Annotated in this window: 13 protein-coding genes; 5 read left to right on the top strand and 8 right to left on the bottom strand. The window is 71.9% G+C overall.

Annotated elements, in window-relative coordinates:
* The first annotated feature begins 157 nt into the window (after positions 1-157).
* Positions 158-1,339, top strand: a complete 1,182-nt coding sequence (locus tag ACZ7L4_RS35200; protein WP_472108955.1) for a PucR family transcriptional regulator — start codon at positions 158-160, stop codon at positions 1,337-1,339.
* Here ACZ7L4_RS35200 and ACZ7L4_RS35195 read toward each other — a convergent pair.
* Positions 1,328-1,900 carry a TetR/AcrR family transcriptional regulator gene (locus ACZ7L4_RS35195; RefSeq protein WP_472108953.1) on the bottom strand — a complete coding sequence of 191 codons (573 nt, stop codon included), beginning with the start codon at positions 1,898-1,900 and terminating at the stop codon, positions 1,328-1,330. The two genes, ACZ7L4_RS35200 and ACZ7L4_RS35195, sit on opposite strands and share 12 nt — an antisense overlap.
* Before the next feature lie 83 nt (positions 1,901-1,983).
* On the opposite strand from ACZ7L4_RS35195, the gene ACZ7L4_RS35190 reads away from it, so the two are divergent.
* On the top strand, positions 1,984-3,546 hold the full coding sequence (locus ACZ7L4_RS35190; RefSeq protein ID WP_472108951.1) for an MFS transporter: 1,563 nt from the start codon (positions 1,984-1,986) through the stop codon (positions 3,544-3,546).
* Between the two features lie 456 nt (positions 3,547-4,002).
* Complete coding sequence (locus tag ACZ7L4_RS35185) at positions 4,003-6,984, top strand: helix-turn-helix transcriptional regulator (protein ID WP_472108949.1); 2,982 nt, start codon at positions 4,003-4,005, stop codon at positions 6,982-6,984.
* Between the two features lie 67 nt (positions 6,985-7,051).
* Here the strand turns inward: ACZ7L4_RS35185 and serA are convergent, their stop codons facing one another.
* The 6 genes from serA to ACZ7L4_RS35155 form a co-directional block, all read right to left on the bottom strand.
* Positions 7,052-8,653 (bottom strand): phosphoglycerate dehydrogenase, encoded by a 1,602-nt coding sequence (serA, locus tag ACZ7L4_RS35180; protein WP_472108948.1) that lies wholly within the window; start codon positions 8,651-8,653, stop codon positions 7,052-7,054.
* 254 nt (positions 8,654-8,907) lie between these two features.
* Positions 8,908-9,906 (bottom strand): ketol-acid reductoisomerase, encoded by a 999-nt coding sequence (gene ilvC / locus ACZ7L4_RS35175; protein ID WP_422410074.1) that lies wholly within the window; start codon positions 9,904-9,906, stop codon positions 8,908-8,910.
* 108 nt (positions 9,907-10,014) lie between these two features.
* Entirely contained in the window at positions 10,015-10,539 is a 525-nt protein-coding gene (gene ilvN, locus ACZ7L4_RS35170; protein ID WP_385767107.1) for an acetolactate synthase small subunit, read from the bottom strand.
* 26 nt (positions 10,540-10,565) lie between these two features.
* A complete protein-coding gene (locus ACZ7L4_RS35165; protein WP_472108946.1) occupies positions 10,566-12,416 on the bottom strand; it encodes an acetolactate synthase large subunit in 1,851 nt (616 codons plus the stop codon).
* A gap of 266 nt (positions 12,417-12,682) precedes the next feature.
* A complete protein-coding gene (locus tag ACZ7L4_RS35160) occupies positions 12,683-15,496 on the bottom strand; it encodes a putative bifunctional diguanylate cyclase/phosphodiesterase (protein ID WP_472109235.1) in 2,814 nt (937 codons plus the stop codon).
* Between the two features lie 532 nt (positions 15,497-16,028).
* Positions 16,029-16,979: a 2-hydroxyacid dehydrogenase gene (locus ACZ7L4_RS35155; RefSeq protein ID WP_472108945.1), complete on the bottom strand. Its 951-nt coding sequence runs from the start codon at positions 16,977-16,979 to the stop codon at positions 16,029-16,031.
* 157 nt (positions 16,980-17,136) lie between these two features.
* Between ACZ7L4_RS35155 and ACZ7L4_RS35150 the strand changes: the two genes are divergently transcribed.
* Both ACZ7L4_RS35150 and ACZ7L4_RS35145 read left to right on the top strand, forming a co-directional pair.
* Positions 17,137-18,078 carry an aldo/keto reductase gene (locus ACZ7L4_RS35150; protein WP_472109233.1) on the top strand — a complete coding sequence of 314 codons (942 nt, stop codon included), beginning with the start codon at positions 17,137-17,139 and terminating at the stop codon, positions 18,076-18,078.
* Between the two features lie 102 nt (positions 18,079-18,180).
* Positions 18,181-19,356, top strand: a complete 1,176-nt coding sequence (locus ACZ7L4_RS35145; protein WP_472109231.1) for a PQQ-dependent sugar dehydrogenase — start codon at positions 18,181-18,183, stop codon at positions 19,354-19,356.
* On the opposite strand, the gene ACZ7L4_RS35140 is transcribed toward ACZ7L4_RS35145, so the two are convergent.
* Positions 19,349-19,552, bottom strand: coding sequence for a DUF6191 domain-containing protein (locus ACZ7L4_RS35140; protein ID WP_450817973.1), 204 nt, complete (start codon positions 19,550-19,552; stop codon positions 19,349-19,351). The two genes, ACZ7L4_RS35145 and ACZ7L4_RS35140, sit on opposite strands and share 8 nt — an antisense overlap.
* Positions 19,553-19,594: the final 42 nt, after the last annotated feature.

Raw genomic sequence — 19,594 nt, 5'->3', positions numbered from 1 at the left:
AGGAAGCATGAGTTGAGAAACATGCCGTACCACCGCAAAGGGGGAACAGCACGTGGAACCACCGTGAAATCTAAGGATCCCTCCGATCCTGTGCCATCGACAGCTGTCACGCATCTGTGGTCGCCACCTCAGACATCTGTATGAAGGGGCGTCCGGGATGGGCGAGAATGGCGGGGTGAAAGGCGATTACCAGGAACTGGTCGACGAGATCTCGGCGCTGCTCGGCGCCCCGGCGACCCTGGAGAACCGGGACTTCCGCCTCATCGCGTTCGGGGCGCAGGTCACCGACGGCGACACCGAGTTCGACGAGGCCGCGCTCGACCCCGTGCGCACGCGCTCGATCCTGACGCGCGGCTCGACCTCGGCGGTCCGCTCCTGGTTCGAGGGCTTCGGCATCACGAGCGCCAAGGAGCCGGTCCGGATCCCGGCTACCCCGGAGGCCGGCGTGTACCGGGGTCGCATCTGTCTGCCCGTACGCCATCACGGTTTCGTCCTCGGCTACGTATGGCTGCTCGACGACGATCCGGGTCCCACGCAGGAGCAGCTCGATGCCGCGATGGAGGTGACGGGACGGATCGGCGCGCTGCTCGCCGACGAGGCGCAGGCGGGCGCGGACCTGACCCGCGAGTTCCACTCCGTGCTCACGGCGGAGCGGGGCTGGCAGCGGGACATGGCGGTGGCGGCGCTGCGCACGGCGCTCGGCAGCCGGGCGCCGGGCCTGCACACGGTGGTCTGCGTCGCGCCCTGGCCCTCCGCGGACCCGGACGACGCCCCGTCCGTCCGTACGATCCCGGCGGCGGACGCGCTGTGCACGGTGCCGTGGGGGGTGACCGGTCAGTGCCTCGCCCTGCTGGTGCGGCTGCGCTCGCGCGAGGCGCTTGCGCCCGCGCTGACGGCGGCGGCGAAGCTGCGCGGCCGTGCGGGCTCCCCGGTGGCGGCGGGCGTCGGCGCCGCGCGCGACGACCTCGCCGAACTGGCCACGGCCTGGCAGGAGGCGACGGCCGCGGCGAGCGCGGCGCTTGCCGATCCGCGCCTCGGCCCGGACGCGCAGTGGTCGTCGATCGGCCCGTACCGGCTGCTCACCGCCCTGCCCGCGGAGGCCGCGCACGACCCGGCGGTCGCGCCCCTGCTCTCCCCCGCGCACCGCCAACTGGCGCGCACCGCCGAGGTGTTCCTCGACTGCGCGGGCCAGGCGGGCCGCACGGCCGCGGCCCTCGGCATCCACCGCCAGACGCTGTACTACCGCCTGTCGCGGGTGGAGCAGCTCACCGGCCTCGACCTGGACGAGGGCGAGGACCGGCTGCTCCTGCACATGGGCCTGAAGGCGTCACGCCTGTGAGAGCTCGAAGAGCTGCCGCAGCCCCTCGGTGAGCTGCCCGGCGGACGGCGACGACTCCGGGTCGAAGGTGTACTGGGCGACGAGCCCGAGGAACAGCACCGACAGGAGCCCGCCGAGCGTCGCCACCTTCGGGTCGTCGACCGGCGGCTCCTCCCCCGTGATCATGCCGATGAAGCCGCGCCCGGCCTCCGCCTGGGCCTGCACCAGGTATTCCTTCAGGGCGGGCATCTTGTCGCCCAGCGTCAGCAGCTCGATGCTCAGGTGCCACATGGAGTCCGGCTTGCCGAGGCCGACGATCACGTTCTCCATCAGGGCGTGGAAGCGGTCGAGCGAGCCCGGCGCGCCCGCCAGTTCGTCCGGCTCGCCCCAGTCGAGCGACGCCCCTTCGATCAGGGCCACGTACGCCTGCGCGAGCAGCGTGTCCTTCGATCCGTAGTGGTAGCCGATGGAGGCCAGGTTGGCCCCCGACGCCTTGACGACGTCGCGCGCCGTCGTGCGCGCGAACCCCTTCTCCATCAGGCAGCGCTTGGCGCCTTCGAGCAGATCCTCACGATGTCCCATGACCCCACCCTATCCGGAATCCAGACGCACGTCTTATACGCTCGTACTAGACAAGCGTTTAAGACGCTCGTACAGTTCCTGGCATGACGAACCCGACGAGCACCACCCCACCCGCCGCCTACCTTGCCGGGCGCCGCGAGTGGACCGCCCTCGGCGTACTGATGCTTCCGCTGCTCCTGGTCTCGATGGACGTCTCCGTCCTCTACTTCGCGATCCCCGAGATCAGCGCCGACCTGGAGCCGAGCGGCACCCAGCAGCTGTGGATCTTCGACATCTACGCGTTCGTGCTCGCCGGCCTGCTGATGACGATGGGCTCGCTCGGCGACCGCATCGGGCGCCGCAAGCTGCTCCTGTTCGGCGCCGCCGCCTTCGGCGGGGCCTCGCTCCTCGCCGCGTACGCGAACAGCGCCGAGACGCTCATCGCCGCCCGCGCGCTCCTCGGGGTGGGCGGCGCGACACTCATGCCCTCGACCATGGCGCTCGTCCGCACGATGTTCACCGACTCCGGGCAGCGCGCGAAGGCGATCGGCCTGTGGTCGGCCGTCATGACCGGCGGCGTCGCGCTCGGTTCGGTGATGAGCGGGGTCCTCGTCGAGTACTTCTGGTGGGGCTCGGTCTTCCTGGTCAACCTGCCCGCGATGGTGCTGCTCCTGGCGCTCGGCCCGTTCCTGCTGCCGGAGTCCAGGAACCCGGAGCCAGGACGCTTCGACCTGCTCAGCGTGCCGCTGTCGATGGCGGCAGTGCTGCCGGTGATCTACGGCATCAAGGAGATCCCGTCCGAGGGCTGGAACGTGCGCTACGTCGTCTCGATCACGGTCGGCCTGCTGTTCGCCGCCCTCTTCGTGCACCGCCAGCGCACCACGAAGTCACCGCTGATCTCCCCCACCCTGTTCCGCGGCCCCGGCTTCGCACCCGCCGTCGTCCTCAACCTCGTCTCGTCCTTCGGCATGTTGGGCTCGGCGTACTTCACCACCCAGTACCTCCAGTCCGTGCTCGGCAAGAGTTCGATGGCGGCCGCGCTCTGGGCGCTGCTTCCGACGGTCCTGGTCGGTGCCGCGGCGCCGGTCGCCGCGCAGCTCGTGGCGAAGGGCGTGCACCGCGCCCATGTCGTGGCCGGCGGCTTCACCGTCGCCGCCTGCGGATACGGGCTGCTGGCCGTGGCCGGCACCGACTCGCTGTGGCTCGTCCTGGCCGGCGCCGGCGTCCTCGCCGCGGGAATCGTCACCGTGATGTCCCAGATGATGGACCTGGCGCTCGGCACCGTCCCGGTCGCCAACTCCGGCTCCGCGGCGTCCCTGTTGGAGACGGGGGCCGAGTTCGGCGGCGCCCTCGGCATGGCCGTCCTGGGCTCCATCGGCACGGCCGTCTACCGCCACGGCGTCCCCGCCGACGCCCCGGCGGCGGCCCACGAGACGCTCGGCGGCGCCCTCGCGGTCGCCGCGAAGCTGCCGGGCGAGGCGGGCCGGGCCCTGACGACCGTCGCACGGGAGGCCTTCACCGACGGCATGCAGGCGGCCGCGATCGCCGGGGCCGTCCTGCTCCTGGCCGCAGCGGTCCTCTCCGCGGCGACCCTGCGCAAGGTGGTGGTCCGCGAGGCCCCGGCGACCTCCGAGGACGCGGCGCCGAGCGAGAAGGCGACGGTCTGAAGGACCGTGCGGCCCGCCGACCCCGGCGGGCCGCCCGAGGCCGGGACCCGTAGGCCCGACCCGAGGATCAGGTCCCGAGGGCCAGGGTCCGAAGGCCAGGACCCGTAGGCCAGGCCCCGAAGGCCACGGCCCGAGGATCAGGGCCCGAAGGCCAGGTCCCGAAGGCGAGGTCCCGAAGGCCAGGACCGGACCGGCAGGACCCGACAGTCAGGCCCCGGCGGCCAGGACCCGAAGGCCAGGACCAGACCGGCAGGACCCGACAGTCAGGCCCCGGCGGCCAGGCCCCGAAGGCCAGGACCTGTAGGCCAGGCCCCGAAGGCCACGGCCCGAGAATCAGGGCCCGAAGGCCAGGTCCCGAAGGCCAGGACCAGACCGGCAGGACCCGACAGTCAGGCCCCGGCGGCCAGGACCCGAAGATCGGGCGGGACCGCGCCAGGGCCGTGCCAGGATGGGCCCGTGGCTCAGACATTCGATACGCCGTTCATCGGCCGGGCGGACGAACTCGCCCGGCTCACCGGCGTCCTGGAGCGGGCCGCGGCCGGCGACCCGCGCGCCGTCCTGGTGGCGGGGGACGCCGGAGTCGGCAAGACCCGGGCGCTGACGGAGGCCGCCGCGCACGCCGCCGCCACCGGCCTGACCGTCCTGACCGGGCACTGCGTGGACCTCGGGGACGTGGGCCTGCCCTACCTCCCGTTCACGGAGATCCTCGGCGCGGCGGCCGCCGACGAAAGGCTCGCCCCGGCCTTCGCCGCGTACCCGGCGGTGGACCGGCTGATCGGCGGGGCGCAGGGCACGGACCAGGCACCAGACCCCGGCGGCCGCCTGCAGCTCTTCGAGGGCGTCGCCGGGCTCCTCGCCGACCTGGCCGACCTGACCCCGCTGCTCCTCGTCGTCGAGGACCTCCACTGGGCCGACCAGTCCTCCCGCGACCTGCTCCGCTTCCTGCTCAGCCGGGGCGTCCTCCAGCGGCCCGCGCCGGGCGGCCCGCCCCGCCGCCTCGCCGTCTTCGCCTCGTACCGCGCGGACGACCTGCACCGCCGCCACCCCCTGCGGCCGCTGCTCGCCGAGCTGATCAGGCTGCCCGCCGTCGACCGGCTCGACCTGCGCCCGATGGCCGACGCCGACATGGCCCGGCTCGTACGCGCGCGCCGCACGGGCCCCGTGCCCGACAGCACGGTCCGCCGCATCGTCGACCGCGCCGAGGGAAACGCCTTCTACGCCGAGGAGTTGCTCGCCGCACTGCCCGGCGACGGCGAGGGCGCCGACTCCCCCGCCATGCCCAGCGGCCTCGCGGATGTGCTGCTCATCCGGATCGAGCAGCTCACCGAGACCGCCCAGCAGGTGCTGCGCACGGCGGCCGTCGCGGGCCGCCGGGTCGGGCACGAGCTGTTGCGGGCCGCCGTCCAACTGCCCGAGGAGGAGCTGGAGTCGGCGCTGCGCGAGGCCGTCGGACGGCTGCTCCTCGTGCCGGGCGACGACGCGACGTACTCCTTCCGGCACGCCCTCACCCGCGAGGCCGTCTACGCGGATCTGCTGCCCGGCGAACGGGTCCGGCTGCACGGGCGGTTCGCCGCGCTCCTCGCGGGCGAGGGCCGTTCGCCGCAGAGCGCGGCGGAGCGCGCCCACCACTCGCGCGAGAGCCACGACCTGGCCGACGCCCTCGCGGCCTCCATCGAGGCCGCCGACCACGCCCAGCGGGTGGGCGCGCCCGCCGAGGAGCTGCGGCACCTGGAGACCGCGCTCGAACTCCTGGCCGTGGTGGACGCGTCCGCACACCCCGAGGCCGCCGACACGGCCACCCTCACCCTGCGCGCCTCGGCCGCCGCCGCCCGCGCGGGCGACCCGCATCGCGCGGTCCAGCTCACCCGCTCCGCGCTCGCCCGGGCGGGTTCCGACGCCGACTCCGAACTCGCGGCGCGCGTGCGCTACACCCTCGCGGGCAATCTGATCCGGATCGACCACATGGAAGCGGCGTTCACGTACAGCAGCGAGGCGCTGGCGCTGATCCCGGCCGAGCCGCCCTCCGGCACCTGGGTGTGGGCCGCCGCGACCCATGTCCTGGCCGCGCGGTACGTGGGCCGCAACGACGACGCCGAGCGCGTCGCCCGTCAGGCGCTCGTCGTCGCCGAGCGGCTCCGACTGACCGACGCCCAGGCCGACTTGACGATCTCCCTGGTCGGCCTGGAAACACACAACCGGCGCACGCCGCAGGGCCGCGACCGACTGGCCGGGGCCCGCGAGCTGGCCGGCGCCGCCGGGAACCTCGCCGTGGAGATGCGGGCGCTCTACAACCTCGCCATCGGCTGCTACGAGTCCGGCGACCTGGACGCGTCCCTGCCCTGGCTCGCCGAGGGCCTCGCCATCGCGCGCCGCGCGGGCCTGCTCACCTCGCCGTACGCCCTGGAACTGCGCTACCTCCAGTCCCTGCTGCTCTACACGCTGGGCCGCTGGGACGAGTGCGCGCGGGCGGCGGCCGCCGACACCGAACTGCTGCCGCCCGCGGGCGGGTTCGCGATCGCGCCCGCCCTGTACGTGGCCCTGGCCCGCGGCGCGTACGACGCGGCCGTCACCGGGGCCGAGGGGCTGCTCGACCACCACTTCGACTGGATGGCGGCGCTCGTCGCCGCGGTCGTGCTGACCGACGCGGCGGCGCTGCGCGGGGACGCCGAGGGCTGCGTACGACGGCTGCACGCCTCGGTCGAATCGCTCACCGAGGTCTCGGGCGGCGCGCGGCCCGACGCCGTCGTGCGGCTCGCCGCGCTGGCCCTCGCGGCCGTCGCGGACGCGGCGGAGGAGGCCCGGCTCTCCGGCGACACGGCGGGCGCGGACCGCTGGGCGGGGACCGCCGCCGAGCTGGTGGAACTGGCCAGGGAGACGGCGGCCCACGGCGAGGACGGCACGGAGCAGGGCCCCGAGGGCCTGGCCTGGCTGGCCCGCGCCGAGGCCGAGCGGGTGCGCGCCGCGAGCGGCCCCGACGTCGCGGCGTGGGAGCGGGCCGTGACGGCGTTCGACTACGGCGACCCGTACGAACTGGCCCGCTGCCGACGGCGGTTGGCGGAGGCGCTGCTCACGGACGACCGCCGCGAGGAGGCCGCCGAGCAGGCGTACGCGGCCCGCGACACCGCCGAGCAGCTCGGCGCCGTACCGCTGCGCGAGGCCCTCGACGCCCTGATCCGGCGGGGCCGCCTCTCCGACGCTCCGGCGGCCGGTGACCGGATCGCCGCGCTGACCGCCCGGGAGAGCGACGTGCTGCGGCTGCTCGGCCGGGGGCGCACCAACCGCCAGATCGGCGAGGAGCTGTTCATCAGCGGCAAGACCGCGAGCGTCCACGTCTCGAACATCCTGGCAAAGCTGGGCGCCGCGAGCCGCACCGAGGCCGTCGGCATCGCCTACCGCGAGGGCCTGATCGAACCGGAGACGAGCGCCTCCGGAAGCTGAACGCACGAGGGCCGGGCCACCCGTGGGTGACCCGGCCCTCGGCCGTACTCGGGAAAGCCGTCAGGCCTCAGACGAGGTTGACGGACCGCGCCGACGTGGCGCCGATCTCGGCGGCCAGCTCGTTCAGAACGTTCTGCGGGACGGTGTCGTCCACGGTGAGGACCGCGAGGGCCTCGCCGCCGACGTCGGCGCGCGAGACCTGCATGCCGCCGATGTTGATGCCCGCCTCGCCGAGGACGCGGCCCACGGTGCCGACGACGCCGGGACGGTCCTCGTAGCGCAGGACGACCATGTGGTCGGCGAGCGCGAGGTCCACGTCGTACTCGCCGACGGCGACGATCTTCTGCAGGTGCTTCGGGCCCGCGAGCGTGCCGGAGACCGAGACCTCCTGGCCGTCGCCGAGGGTGCCGCGCACCGTGACGACGTTGCGGTGCTCGTGCGACTCGGAGGACGTCGTGAGGCGGACCTCGACGCCACGCTCCTGCGCGAACAGCGGGGCGTTGACGTAGGAGACCGTCTCGTCGACGACGTCCTCGAACACGCCCTTGAGCGCGGAGAGTTCGAGCACCTTCACGTCGTGCTGGGTGATCTCGCCGTAGACCTCGACGTCGAGGCGGACCGCGACCTCGCCCGCGAGCGCGGTGAAGATCCGGCCGAGGCGCTCGGCGAGCGGCAGGCCCGGCTTGACGTCCTCGGCGATGACGCCGCCCTGGACGTTGACCGCGTCCGGCACGAGCTCACCGGAGAGCGCGAGGCGCACCGACCTGGCGACGGCGACACCGGCCTTCTCCTGCGCCTCGTCCGTGGAGGCGCCGAGGTGCGGGGTGCAGACGACCTGGTCGAACTGGAACAGCGGGGAGTCCGTGCAGGGCTCCTTCGCGTACACGTCGAGGCCGGCGCCCGCGACGCGGCCCTCCTTGATCGCCGAGTAGAGGGCCTCCTCGTCGACGATCCCGCCGCGCGCGGCGTTGACGATGCGCACGTTCGGCTTGACCTTGTGGAGCGCCTCGTCGCCGATGAGACCGAGGGTCTCCGGCGTCTTGGGGAGGTGCACGGTGATGAAGTCGGAGACCTCGAGCAGCTCGTCCAGCGACAGCACCTTCACGCCCATCTGCGCGGCGCGCGCGGGCTGCACGTACGGGTCGTACGCGACGACCTTCATGCCGAAGGCGGACATGCGCTGCGCGACGAGCGCGCCGATGCGGCCGAGGCCGACGACGCCGAGGGTCTTCTCGGCGAGCTCGACGCCCGTGTACTTGCTGCGCTTCCACTCGCCGCCCTTGAGGGCCTGCGAGCCCTGCGGGATGTTGCGCGCGGTGGCGATGAGCAGACCGCAGGCCAGTTCGGCGGCGGTCACGATGTTGGAGGTCGGGGCGTTCACGACCATCACGCCGGCCTTGGTGGCGGCGGACACGTCGACGTTGTCGAGGCCGACGCCGGCTCGCGCGACGACCTTCAGCTTCTTCGCGGCGGCGATCGCCTCGGCGTCGACCTTGGTGGCCGAGCGGATCAGGATCGCGTCGACGTCGGCGATGGCGGGCAGCAGCGCCGCCCGGTCCGCGCCGTTGCACTGGCGGATCTCGAAGTCCGGGCCCAGGGCGTCGACCGTCGCGGGCGACAGCTCTTCGGCGATGAGTACGACGGGTTTGCCGTTGGCAGCAGTGCTCACGTGAGTCCTCACAGGTCCAATGCGGACGGCCGTCCCGACGGCCGCAGGCGGTGGAGGGTGCTTGTGCCGCGTGGAAGACGCACGACGCTGTGGGCCCAACGCGAATGTATTCAGCAGTGTAGTGGCGCCGGGGAGGGCTTCTTGCGCCTCCCCGGAAGGATCACTCGTCCGAGGCTGGACACGGTGGACAACAGCGTGGACGAGTGATGAAGAACGGGGTCGCGGTGTGTGCCGCGACCCCGTTCCTTTGAGGCCTAGGCCTCCTCGTTCACCCAGCTCATGAGCTTGCGCAGCTCGGCGCCCGTGGTGGCGAGCAGGCTGTCCTCGTCCTGCTTCTTGTACTCGTTGTACTTCTTCAGGCCGCCGTGGTACTCGTCCATCCAGTTGTTGGCGAACGTGCCGTCCTGGATCTCGGCGAGGACCTTCTTCATCTCGGCCTTGGTGGCGTCCGTGATGATCCGCGGGCCCGTGACGTAGTCGCCCCACTCGGCGGTCTCGGAGACCGACCAGCGCATCTTCTCCAGGCCGCCCTCGTACATGAGGTCGACGATGAGCTTCAGCTCGTGCAGGCACTCGAAGTACGCGATCTCCGGCTGGTAGCCGGCCTCGGTCAGCGTCTCGAAGCCCGCCTTGACCAGCGCGGCCGTGCCACCGCAGAGAACCGCCTGCTCACCGAACAGGTCGGTCTCGGTCTCCTCGGTGAAGGTCGTCTTGATGACGCCGGCGCGGGTGCCGCCGATGCCCTTCGCGTAGGAGAGGGCCAGCTCGAAGCCCTTGCCCGTGGCGTCCTGCTCGACGGCCGCGATGCACGGAACGCCGCGACCCTCCTCGTACTGACGGCGCACGAGGTGGCCCGGCCCCTTCGGGGCGACCATGCAGACGTCGACGCCGGCCGGGGGCTTGATGAAGCCGTAGCGGATGTTCAGGCCGTGCCCGAAGAAGAGGGCGTCGCCGTCCTTCAGGTTCGGGGCGATGGTCTCCTCGTAGACCTTGGCCTGGATCGGGTCCGGGACCAGGATCATGATGACGTCGGCCTCGGCCGCCGCCTCGGACGGGGTGACCACGCGCAGGCCCTGCTCCTCGGCCTTGGCCTTGGACTTGGAGCCCTCGTGCAGACCGACGCGCACGTCGACACCCGAGTCGCGCAGCGAGAGCGCGTGGGCGTGGCCCTGGGAGCCGTAACCGATCACCGCGACCTTGCGGTTCTGGATGATGGACAGATCGGCGTCGTCGTCGTAGAACAGCTCGGCCACTGGGGTTCTCCTTGGTGTGCTGGTGTTGCGTCCCACCGTACGGCGGGGTGCGGAAGAGAGGTTGAGGGGTCTCGGTATCCGAGAGGGGGCGCGGGAGCGCCCCGTGGTTCACGCGGAGCGGTCGAGCGCCCGCAGGCTCCGGTCGGTGATGGAGCGCGAGCCGCGGCCGACCGCGATGGTGCCGGACTGGACGAGCTCCTTGATGCCGAAGGGTTCCAGCATCTTGAGCATCGCCTCGAGCTTGTCGCTGGATCCGGTGGCCTCGATGGTGACGGCCTCCGGGGAGACGTCCACGGTCTTGGCGCGGAAGAGCTGGACGATCTCGACGATCTGCGAGCGCGTCTCGTTGTCGGCGCGGACCTTGGCGAGCACCAGCTCGCGGGCCACGGCCGAGTCGGGCTCCAGCTCGACGATCTTCAGGACGTTGACCAGCTTGTTGAGCTGCTTCGTGACCTGCTCGAGCGGGAGCGATTCGACATTCACGACGATGGTGATGCGCGAGATGTCGGGGTGTTCGGTGACACCGACGGCGAGCGAGTCGATGTTGAAGCCGCGGCGCGAGAAGAGGGCGGTGATCCGGGCCAGGACACCGGGCTTGTTCTCGACGAGGACGGAGAGCGTGTGCTTGGACATGGTCTTGGTTCCTTCTCCTGCGGCTCTCAGTCGTCTTCGCTGTCGCCGAAGTCGGGGCGGACGTCCCGGGCGGCCATGATCTCGTCGTTGGAGGTGCCGGCGGCGACCATCGGCCACACCATGGCGTCCTCGTGGACGATGAAGTCGATCACGACCGGGCGGTCGTTGATCGAGTTCGCCTCCTCGATGCACTTGTCGAGGTCCTCGGGGCGCTCACAGCGGATGGCGTAGCAGCCCATGGCCTCGCTGAGCTTCACGAAGTCCGGGACGCGGGTGCCCTTGTTGGGCGGGGTCTCGCCGTCCGGGCCCGCGTGCAGCACGGTGTTCGAGTAGCGCTGGTTGTAGAACAGCGTCTGCCACTGGCGGACCATCCCGAGGGCGCCGTTGTTGATGATGGCGACCTTGATCGGGATGTTGTTCAGGGCGCAGGTGGTCAGCTCCTGATTGGTCATCTGGAAGCAGCCGTCGCCGTCGATCGCCCAGACCGTCTGGTCCGGGGCGCCGGCCTTGGCGCCCATCGCGGCGGGGACCGAGTAGCCCATGGTCCCGGCGCCGCCCGAGTTCAGCCAGGTGGCCGGCTTCTCGTACTGGATGTAGTGCGCGGCCCACATCTGGTGCTGGCCGACGCCCGCCGCGAAGATCGTGTCCGCGGGGGCGAGTTGGCCGATGCGCTCGATGACCTGCTGCGGGGAGAGCGAGCCGTCCGCGGGCTGGTCGTAGCCGAGCGGGTACGTGTCGCGCCAGCGGCTGAGGTCGTTCCACCAGGCGCTGTAGTCGCCCGCGTGGCCGTCCGAGTGCTCCTTCTGGACCGCCTGGATCAGGTCGGCGATGACCTCGCGGGCGTCACCGACGATCGGCACGTCGGCGGCGCGGTTCTTGCCGATCTCCGCCGGGTCGATGTCGGCGTGCACGATCTTGGCGAACGGCGCGAAGCTGTCCAGGTTGCCGGTGACGCGGTCGTCGAAGCGGGCTCCGAGGGCGACGATCAGGTCGGCCTTCTGCAGCGCGGTGACGGCGGTGACCGCACCGTGCATGCCCGGCATTCCCACGTGCAGCGGGTGGCTGTCGGGGAATGCGCCGAGCGCCATCAGGGTGGTGGTGACGGGCGCTCCGGTGAGCTCGGCGAGCATCTTCAGCTCGGCGGTGGCCTGCGCCTTGAGGACGCCGCCGCCGACGTAGAGGACGGGCCGCTTCGCGTTCGTGATCAGCTTCGCGGCCTCGCGGATCTGCTTGGCGTGCGGCTTGGTCACCGGGCGGTAGCCGGGCAGGTCCTGCTGCGGCGGCCAGGTGAACGTCGTCTGCGCCTGCAGGATGTCCTTGGGGATGTCCACGAGGACGGGGCCCGGGCGGCCGGTCGAGGCGATGTGGAACGCCTGGGCGATCGCCTGCGGGATCTCCTCGGCCTTGGTGACCAGGAAGCTGTGCTTGGTGATCGGCATGGTGATGCCGACGATGTCCGCCTCCTGGAAGGCGTCGGTGCCGATGGCCTTGGAGACGACCTGGCCGGTGATCGCGACGAGCGGCACCGAGTCCATCATCGCGTCGGCGATCGGCGTCACCAGGTTCGTCGCACCCGGGCCCGAGGTCGCCATGCAGACGCCGACCTTGCCGGTGGCCTGCGCGTAACCGGTGGCCGCGTGGCCCGCACCCTGCTCGTGACGGACGAGCACGTGGCGCACCCGGCTCGAGTCCATCATCGGGTCGTACGCGGGAAGGATCGTGCCGCCGGGGATACCGAATACGGTGTCGACCCCGACCTCCTCAAGCGAGCGAATGAGGGACTTCGCACCCGTGACGTGCTCGACGGGGGCGGACTGCTGTCCTCCGGAACGGGGCCGCGGCTGCGGCTGGCTGGCCCCGGTGGCCTGCTCGGTCATCGGCATTCTCTTCTCGATGCTGAGGGTGTTTTGCGAGGGTTCTGCAGGGTCTTACGTCTTTGTCGGGCAGGTGGCGGCGGGTCTGAAGCGGCACCGGTGCAACAAAAAACCCCTCGTGCCGTGAGGCAAGCGAGGGGAGCGCGCCGGGTGCGGTCGCCGGGTTTCCGGTGTCTCTACCGGTGGTCCCAGCTTCAGCCGACGCGCTTTCCAAGTACGAGAATTCGGGTGCGCATGGCACTGACCCTCCCCCCGGCGCATACGGCGTGTCAAGTAGGTGGGACGGACGTCTCATTATGTGAGCGCAGGGCGGTGAAGCCCGCGAACACCGGCTCGGCGGGCCCCGCGGGGACGGGGTACTCCCCCGAGGTGAGCGCACGGCGCAGCCGGTACTCGTCGAGCGGCCCGGAGAACGCCATTCCCTGCCCGTGCGTGCACCCCATCGAGCGCAGCGCCGCGACCTGCTCGGGCAGGTCCACGCCGTCCGCCACGGAGTCGAGGCCGAGATCGCCGGCGATCCGCAGCAGCCCGCTGGTGATCTTGTGCAGCCGCGCGGACTCGACGACGCCCTCGATGAGCGAGCGGTCCAGCTTCAGTACGTCGACGGGGAGGCGGCGCAGTGCTGTGATGGCCGCATAGCCGCTGCCGAAACCATCGAGAGCGATCCGGACGCCGAGGCGGCGCAGGGCCGTCAGACGCCGCTCCAGCTCGTCCAGCGGGACTCTGGGGTCGCTGTCCGCCAGCTCGATCATGAGCGCGCCCGAGGGCAGCCCGTGCCGGGTCAGGAGCGCTTCTATGGAGGCGAGCGGCATGGAGCGGTCGAGGAGTCTGCGGGCGCCGATCCGCACGGCGACCGGCGTCGCATGCCCGCTGTGCCCGCGCTCGGCGGCCTGCTCGACGGCCTCCTCCAGCATCCAGCGGCCGAGCTCGGCGGTGCGCTCGCTGTCGTCGGCCACCCGCAGGAACTCGGCGGGCGTGAACAGGATGCCCTGCGCGCTGCGCCATCTCGCCTGCGCGGCGACCGCCGTGATCCGGCCGTCGTCGAGCGAGACGATCGGCTGGTGGAGCAGCGCGAACTCGCCTTCGTGCAGCGCCGATCGCAGCCGCGTCGCCAGCTCCGCCTTGCGCACGACATCGGCCTGCATCTGCGGCGCGTACAGCTCGACGCGCCCCTTGCCCGCCGCCTTCGCGCGGTACATCGCCAGGTCGGCGTTGCGCAGCAGCTCGCCCGCGGTGATGTCCGGCTCGGCGAAGGCGACACCGATGGAGGCGGCGACCCGCACCCCGTCGTGGCCCTCGATCGTGTAGGGCTGGGACAGGGTGATTCTGAGCCGGTCGGCCAGCTCGTAGATCTGCTGCTCTCTCGCGGTGTGGTCGCGTCCTCCGTCGCCGACGATCAGCGCCGCGAACTCGTCACCGCCAAGGCGGGCCGCGGTGTCCGACGCGCGTACGGATTCGGCCAGCCTTCTCGCCGCCTGCACGAGCAGCTCGTCGCCCGCCTGGTGGCCGATCGTGTCGTTGACCTGCTTGAAGCCGTCCAGGTCGATGAAGAGCACGGCGGTGCCCAGATCGCCGGCCCGCCGACCGGCGAGGGCCTGTCCGACCCGCTTGGTGAACAGCGACCTGTTGGGCAGGTCGGTCAGCGGATCGTGCTCGGCGTTGTGCTGCAACTGGGCCTGGAGGCGCACCCGTTCGGTCACGTCTCTGCTGTTGAGGATCAGGCCGCCGTGGTGGCGGTTGATCGTCGACTCCACGTTCAGCCAGGTGCCCGTGCCGGACCGGAAACGGCACTCGATGCGCGTAGTGGGCTCCTCGACCTGGCTCGCGGCGAGGAATCTGCGCACCTCGTGCATCACACGCCCGAGATCCTCGGGGTGGATGATCGACGAGAGCTCGGAGCCGACGAGGTCCTCCGCGTCCCGCCCGTAGACGCCCGCGGCGGCCGGGCTGACGTATCTCAGCGTCCCGTTCGGCGCGGCGATCATGATGACGTCGCTCGAACCCTGGACCAGGGAGCGGAAGTGGTTCTCCTTCTGCGCCAGCTCCTGGGTGAGCGTGATGTTGTCGAGCAGCATGATGCCCTGGCGCATGACGAGCGCCAGGACGACGGTGCAGGCCGTGAAGAGCACGACGCGGTCCACCCTGTGCCCGTTCAGCACGTTGTAGAGGATGCCCAACGTGCAGACGGCGGCGGCCAGATACGGCGTGAGCGCGGCGAGCGAGCCGGAGATCGGCCGCGTGTAGCTGACCTGGTAGCGACCGCCGGGCGCCGGCGAGTGGTCCTCCTCGCGCACCCCGCGCCGGGCCCCCACCCACGGCGCGTACGCCAGCAGCAGCGAGCCGGCGAACCAACCGGCGTCCAGGATCTCGCCCGAGCGGTAACTGGCGTGCAGCAGCGGCGAGGTGAACAGCGCGTCGCACATCACGGTGAGGGCGAGCGCGCCGATCGCGGTGTTCACCGCCGTCCGGTTCCCGGGGGTGCGCCGGAAGTGCAGCGCGAGCACCATGCTGACCAGGGCGATGTCGAGCAGCGGGTACGCCAGCGAGAGCGCGGTACGGGTGACGCTCTGGCCCTCGAACTCGGCGGTGTGCGCGAGGGCGAGGCTCCAGGAGAGGGTGATCAGGGAGCCGGCGATGAGCCAGGCGTCGAGCGCGAGGCAGATCCAGCCGGCCTTCGTGACGGGCCGGCGGGCGAGGACGAGCAGGCCGATGATGGCGGGGGGCGCGAAGCAGAGGAAGAACAGGTCGGCGAGGCTCGGCGTCGGCACCGGCTCGCGCAGGACCACCTCGTACCAGCCCCACACCCCGTTGCCGAAGCTGGCCATGAGCGAGGAGAACGCGAACAGGAGCCAGGCGGGTCGAAAACGGCTGCGGCTGCTGCGCGCGTACACGAAGTTCGAGACGGCGGCGATCGCCGCCGCGAGGCTCAGGCCGAAGTCGCCCATGATCAGGGCGAGTCGGTCGGATCCCCAGCCGAGCGCGGACCCCACCGCGAAGCCGGCACACAGCAGGGCGAGGAGCAACTGGGCTCCCGAGGCGCCCCGCTGAGGCGCGCGGGCGGGGGCCTGGCCGCCGGAGTACATGGAGGCGCCCAGGGCCGTCGTCGGCGTGGGGTGCGTACTCACCGGGCCGCCCCGGTCCGCCGGGCGGCTCCCGGGTCCGCCTTGGCATGACCCGGCTGCTGATGCCTTCTGCGACCCCCGCGCGGGCCCGTCCGATGCACAGGGGTCCTGCGACAGCCCGGACTTCGGCCCCGCGTCGCTGTCAGGGTCACCGCACAGGACAGCCGCCGGCGGCCCCGTCGCGTCGGATCGTTCGCCCATAGGCCGTGCATCGCCCGTCGCCCCCCTCGCAGTCCGTCACTCTTCCCCGGCGCCGTGTGCTGACACGGCGCTGCCCCAGTCGGGACGATACACCAGTCTCGTCACTCAGGGACATAGTTCCTCTACTCTCCGTGACGACCAGGCACGATGCGGGCACGGAGTGGGCACGGGGTGCATCCGGACGGGCGCACAGCGTGCCCGACGAAGGGCGTGCGGCCGCACAGGAGTTGCCCGTGGGGCCGGTGTGGTTCGCGAGGTCCGCGGGGTGTGCGGGGTCGCGGGTGACCGGGTGTCAGTCGCCGTTCCCGTCGATGGTGAGCACGACGTTCTCCAGTGGCTCCCCCGCCGCGAACCGCGTGAGCTGAGCGGCGAGGAGACGCTTGGCGCGCGGCAGGAAGGCGGACGTGGGACCGCCCACGTGCGGCGAGATGAGCACCCCTGGAGCCTGCCACAACGGGTGCTCCTGGGGCAGCGGTTCGGGATCGGTGACGTCGAGGGCGGCCGTGATGCGGCCGGACTCCAGTTCGGCGAGGAGCGCCTTGGTGTCGACGACCGGGCCGCGGCCGACGTTCACGAGCAGCGCGCCGTCCTTGAGGCGCGCGAGGAACTCGGCGTTCACGAGGCCGCGGGTGTCCTCGGTGAGCGGGGTCACCATGACGACGACGTCGGCCTCCGGCAGCAGCTCCGGCAGCTCGGTGAGCGGGCGCACGGGCCCGCGCTCCGATGTACGGGCGGAGCGCGCGACGCGGGTCACCCGCGCGACCTCGAACGGCGTGAGCCGGTCCTCGATCGCGCTGCCGATGGCCCCGTACCCCACGATGAGGACGTGCTTGTCGGCGAGCGCGGGCCGGAATCCGCCGCGCCACTCGCCGCGGTCCTGCCCGCGGACGAAGTCGGGGATGCCGCGCAGGGAGGCGAGGATCAGGGTGAGCGCGAGCTCCGCGGTGCTGGCGTCGTGCACACCGCGCGCATTGCACAACTGGACGCCGGGCCGCAGGTACTTCAGGCCGCCCTGTACGTGGTCGACCCCCGCGGAGAGCGTCTGCACGGCGCGCACGGACGTCATCTCGGGCATCGGGCGGACGCCGACGCCCGGCGGCTTCATGTAGGGGACGACGTAGTACGCGCAGTCGGCGGGGTCCCCGGGGAACTCGGGTTCGCCGTTCCAGAAGCGGTAGTTCAGCCCCTGCGGGAGGCCCGGAATCTCATCGGCGCGGAAAGGCAGCCACACATCACCAGTCATGGCCAGGAGGCTATGTCAGCCGAGTGAAGGTACAGAGGTTAGGTTGGGGACCTCGGCAGGAGGGGCCAGGGAGGGTCACGGGCACGTGAAGCAAGGTGGTGCGCGCAAGGCGCTCGGCGCGGTGGGTCTCGACGTGGGTGCCGTCGGAATCGGGTGCATGCCGATGAGCTGGGCGTACACGGGTTCGCGGCAGCGCGGCGAGGAGTCCCTGCGCACCCTGCACACCGCCCTGGACCACGGGTGCACTCTGGTCGACACCGCGGACATGTACGGGCCCTTCACCAATGAGCTGCTGCTGGGCCGGGTGCTCAAGGAGCGGCGGGCGGACGCCTTCGTGTCGACGAAGGTGGGGCTGCTCGTCGGCGAGCAGCACATCGTCGCCAACGGCAGGCCCGGCTATGTGAAGCGGGCCTGCGACGCGTCGCTGCGGCGCCTGCAGACCGATGTCATCGACCTGTACCAGCTGCACCGCGAGGACCCCGAGGTGCCCGTCGAGGAGACGTGGGGCGCGATGGCGGAGCTGGTGAGCGCGGGCAAGGTGCGCTCGCTGGGCTTCTGCGCCGTGGGCGCGCGGGGCTCGCGGCGCGGCGGCCGGGCCGCGCGGCATGCCGGAACGATCCGCCTGCTGGAGCGCGTGCAGCAGGTGTTCCCGGTGAGCGCGGTCATGGCCGAGCTGTCGGTGTGGTCCCCGGAGGCGCTCGGGGCGCTGCTGCCCTGGTGCGCGGCGCGTGGCGTCGGGTTCCTCGCCGCGATGCCGCTGGGCAGCGGGTTCCTGACCGGCACGCTCACCCCCGGGGGCGGCTTCGAGCCGGACGACCTGCGCGCCCGCCATCCCCGCTTCACCGCCGAGATGATGGCGGCGAACCAGCCGATCGTGGCGGGCCTGCGCCGGGTCGCCGCGCGGCACGGCGAGCACGTGACCCCGGCCCAGGTGGCGCTCGCCTGGGTGGCGGCGCAGGGTGAGGGCGTGGTGCCGGTGCCGGGCACCAAGCAGGAGCGCTGGGCGCTGGAGAACGCGGCGTCGGCGGAACTGCGGCTCACCGCGGAGGACTTCACGGAGATCGCGGGGCTTCCGGCGGCGCAGGGTTCCTGGGACTGAGCGACCGGCCTCGCGTCCGGGAGTTCGGGAACCTGAGCCGCGTGTGCGGTGTTTCAACGGTAGAGCGGTGTGTGAACGACCGAGCTTCACGTCGAAGGGATCCTGATCGTGCAACGTCCAGCTGTGCGGCCCGCGTTGGCCCTCACCGCCTGTGCCGCGCTCCTGCTCACGGCAGGGTGCTCCTCCGGCGACGACTCCCCCGCGCCGAGCAAGGACTCGACGGCCGCGCCGAGCGAGAGCGGTCCGGGCGGCTCCTCGGCCCCGAAGAGGGGCGTGCCCCCGGCGAAGGGCTCGGTGAGCGTCGAGCGGACCGTCGCGGACGGCCTCAAGTCGCCGTGGGGGCTCGCCGAGCTGCCCGGCGGCGACCTGCTCGTCTCGTCCCGCGACGAGGGGACGATCACCCGTGTCGACACGAAGACGGGGAAGAAGACCGTGCTCGGCGAGGTGCCCGGGGTCGCGCCCGAGGGCGAGGGCGGCCTCCTCGGCCTCGCGCTCTCCCCCTCGTACGCCTCCGACCACATGGTCTACGCGTACTTCACGACGGAGTCGGACAACCGCATCGTGCGCATGATCTACGACGAGAAGAAGCCGTCGGGCGAGCAGCTCGGTGCCCCCGACACCGTGTTCCGCGGCATTCCGAAGGGCACGAACCACAATGGCGGGCGGATCGCGTTCGGCCCGGACAAGCTGTTGTACGTGGGGACCGGCGAGACGTACGACAAGCCGCTGGCGCAGGACAAGAAGTCGACGGGCGGCAAGATCCTCCGGCTGACCCCGGAGGGCGAGCCGGCGCCGGGCAATCCCTTCGGCGACTCCCCCGTGTACTCGTACGGGCACCGCAATGTGCAGGGTCTGGCCTGGGACGAGGACAAGCGGCTGTGGGCCTCGGAGTTCGGGCAGGACACCTGGGACGAGCTGAACCACATCGTGGCGGGCGACAACTACGGCTGGCCCGACGCCGAGGGCAAGAGCGGCGACGAGAAGTACCACGACCCGGTCGCCCAGTGGCACACCTCGGACGCCTCCCCGAGTGGGATCGCGTACGCGAAGGGGTCGGTCTGGATGGCCGGGCTGCGCGGCGAGCGGCTGTGGCGGATTCCGCTGGACGGCGCGAAGGCGGCGCACGATCCGCAGGCATTCCTGGAGGGGAAGTACGGGCGGCTGCGCACCGTGGTCGCGGCGGGCGGCGACAAGCTGTGGCTCGTGACGAGCGAGACGGACACGCGCGGGACGCCGGAGAAGGGGGACGACCGGATCCTGGAGCTGAAGGTCAGCTGACCTCGTCGTCACCGGCCTCGTCGCCGGCGTCCGCCGCGTCCTCGGGCTTCGGCGGGCGGACGACGACCTTGCCCGACGTGAGGTCTATCGGGCCGCGGCCCGGGTCCCCGTCGTTCATGTCGACCCGGGTCAGCTCGAGGCGCTTGCGCTCGTCGTTGGTGTGCTTGCGGCCGGGCGAGAACAGCTCCTCGAACATGTTGAACACGGCGCCTCCCGGGGGCGGGGCCCGGCCGGGCCC

It is taken from the genome of Streptomyces sp. NPDC107575 (assembly GCF_055657265.1).
The sequence above is the reverse complement of the archived record's forward strand: the minus strand, read 5'-3'. Positions and strand labels throughout refer to the sequence as shown.

Coding starts and splice junctions, on each gene's coding strand:
- ACZ7L4_RS35200 (WP_472108955.1), top strand. CDS start 158: ATGGGCGAGAATGGCGGGGTGAAAGGCGATTACCAGGAACTGGTCGAC.
- ACZ7L4_RS35195 (WP_472108953.1), bottom strand. CDS start 1,900: ATGGGACATCGTGAGGATCTGCTCGAAGGCGCCAAGCGCTGCCTGATG.
- ACZ7L4_RS35190 (WP_472108951.1), top strand. CDS start 1,984: ATGACGAACCCGACGAGCACCACCCCACCCGCCGCCTACCTTGCCGGG.
- ilvN (WP_385767107.1), bottom strand. CDS start 10,539: ATGTCCAAGCACACGCTCTCCGTCCTCGTCGAGAACAAGCCCGGTGTC.
- ACZ7L4_RS35165 (WP_472108946.1), bottom strand. CDS start 12,416: ATGACCGAGCAGGCCACCGGGGCCAGCCAGCCGCAGCCGCGGCCCCGT.
- ACZ7L4_RS35160 (WP_472109235.1), bottom strand. CDS start 15,496: ATGTACTCCGGCGGCCAGGCCCCCGCCCGCGCGCCTCAGCGGGGCGCC.
- ACZ7L4_RS35155 (WP_472108945.1), bottom strand. CDS start 16,979: ATGACTGGTGATGTGTGGCTGCCTTTCCGCGCCGATGAGATTCCGGGC.
- ACZ7L4_RS35150 (WP_472109233.1), top strand. CDS start 17,137: ATGCCGATGAGCTGGGCGTACACGGGTTCGCGGCAGCGCGGCGAGGAG.
- ACZ7L4_RS35140 (WP_450817973.1), bottom strand. CDS start 19,552: ATGTTCGAGGAGCTGTTCTCGCCCGGCCGCAAGCACACCAACGACGAG.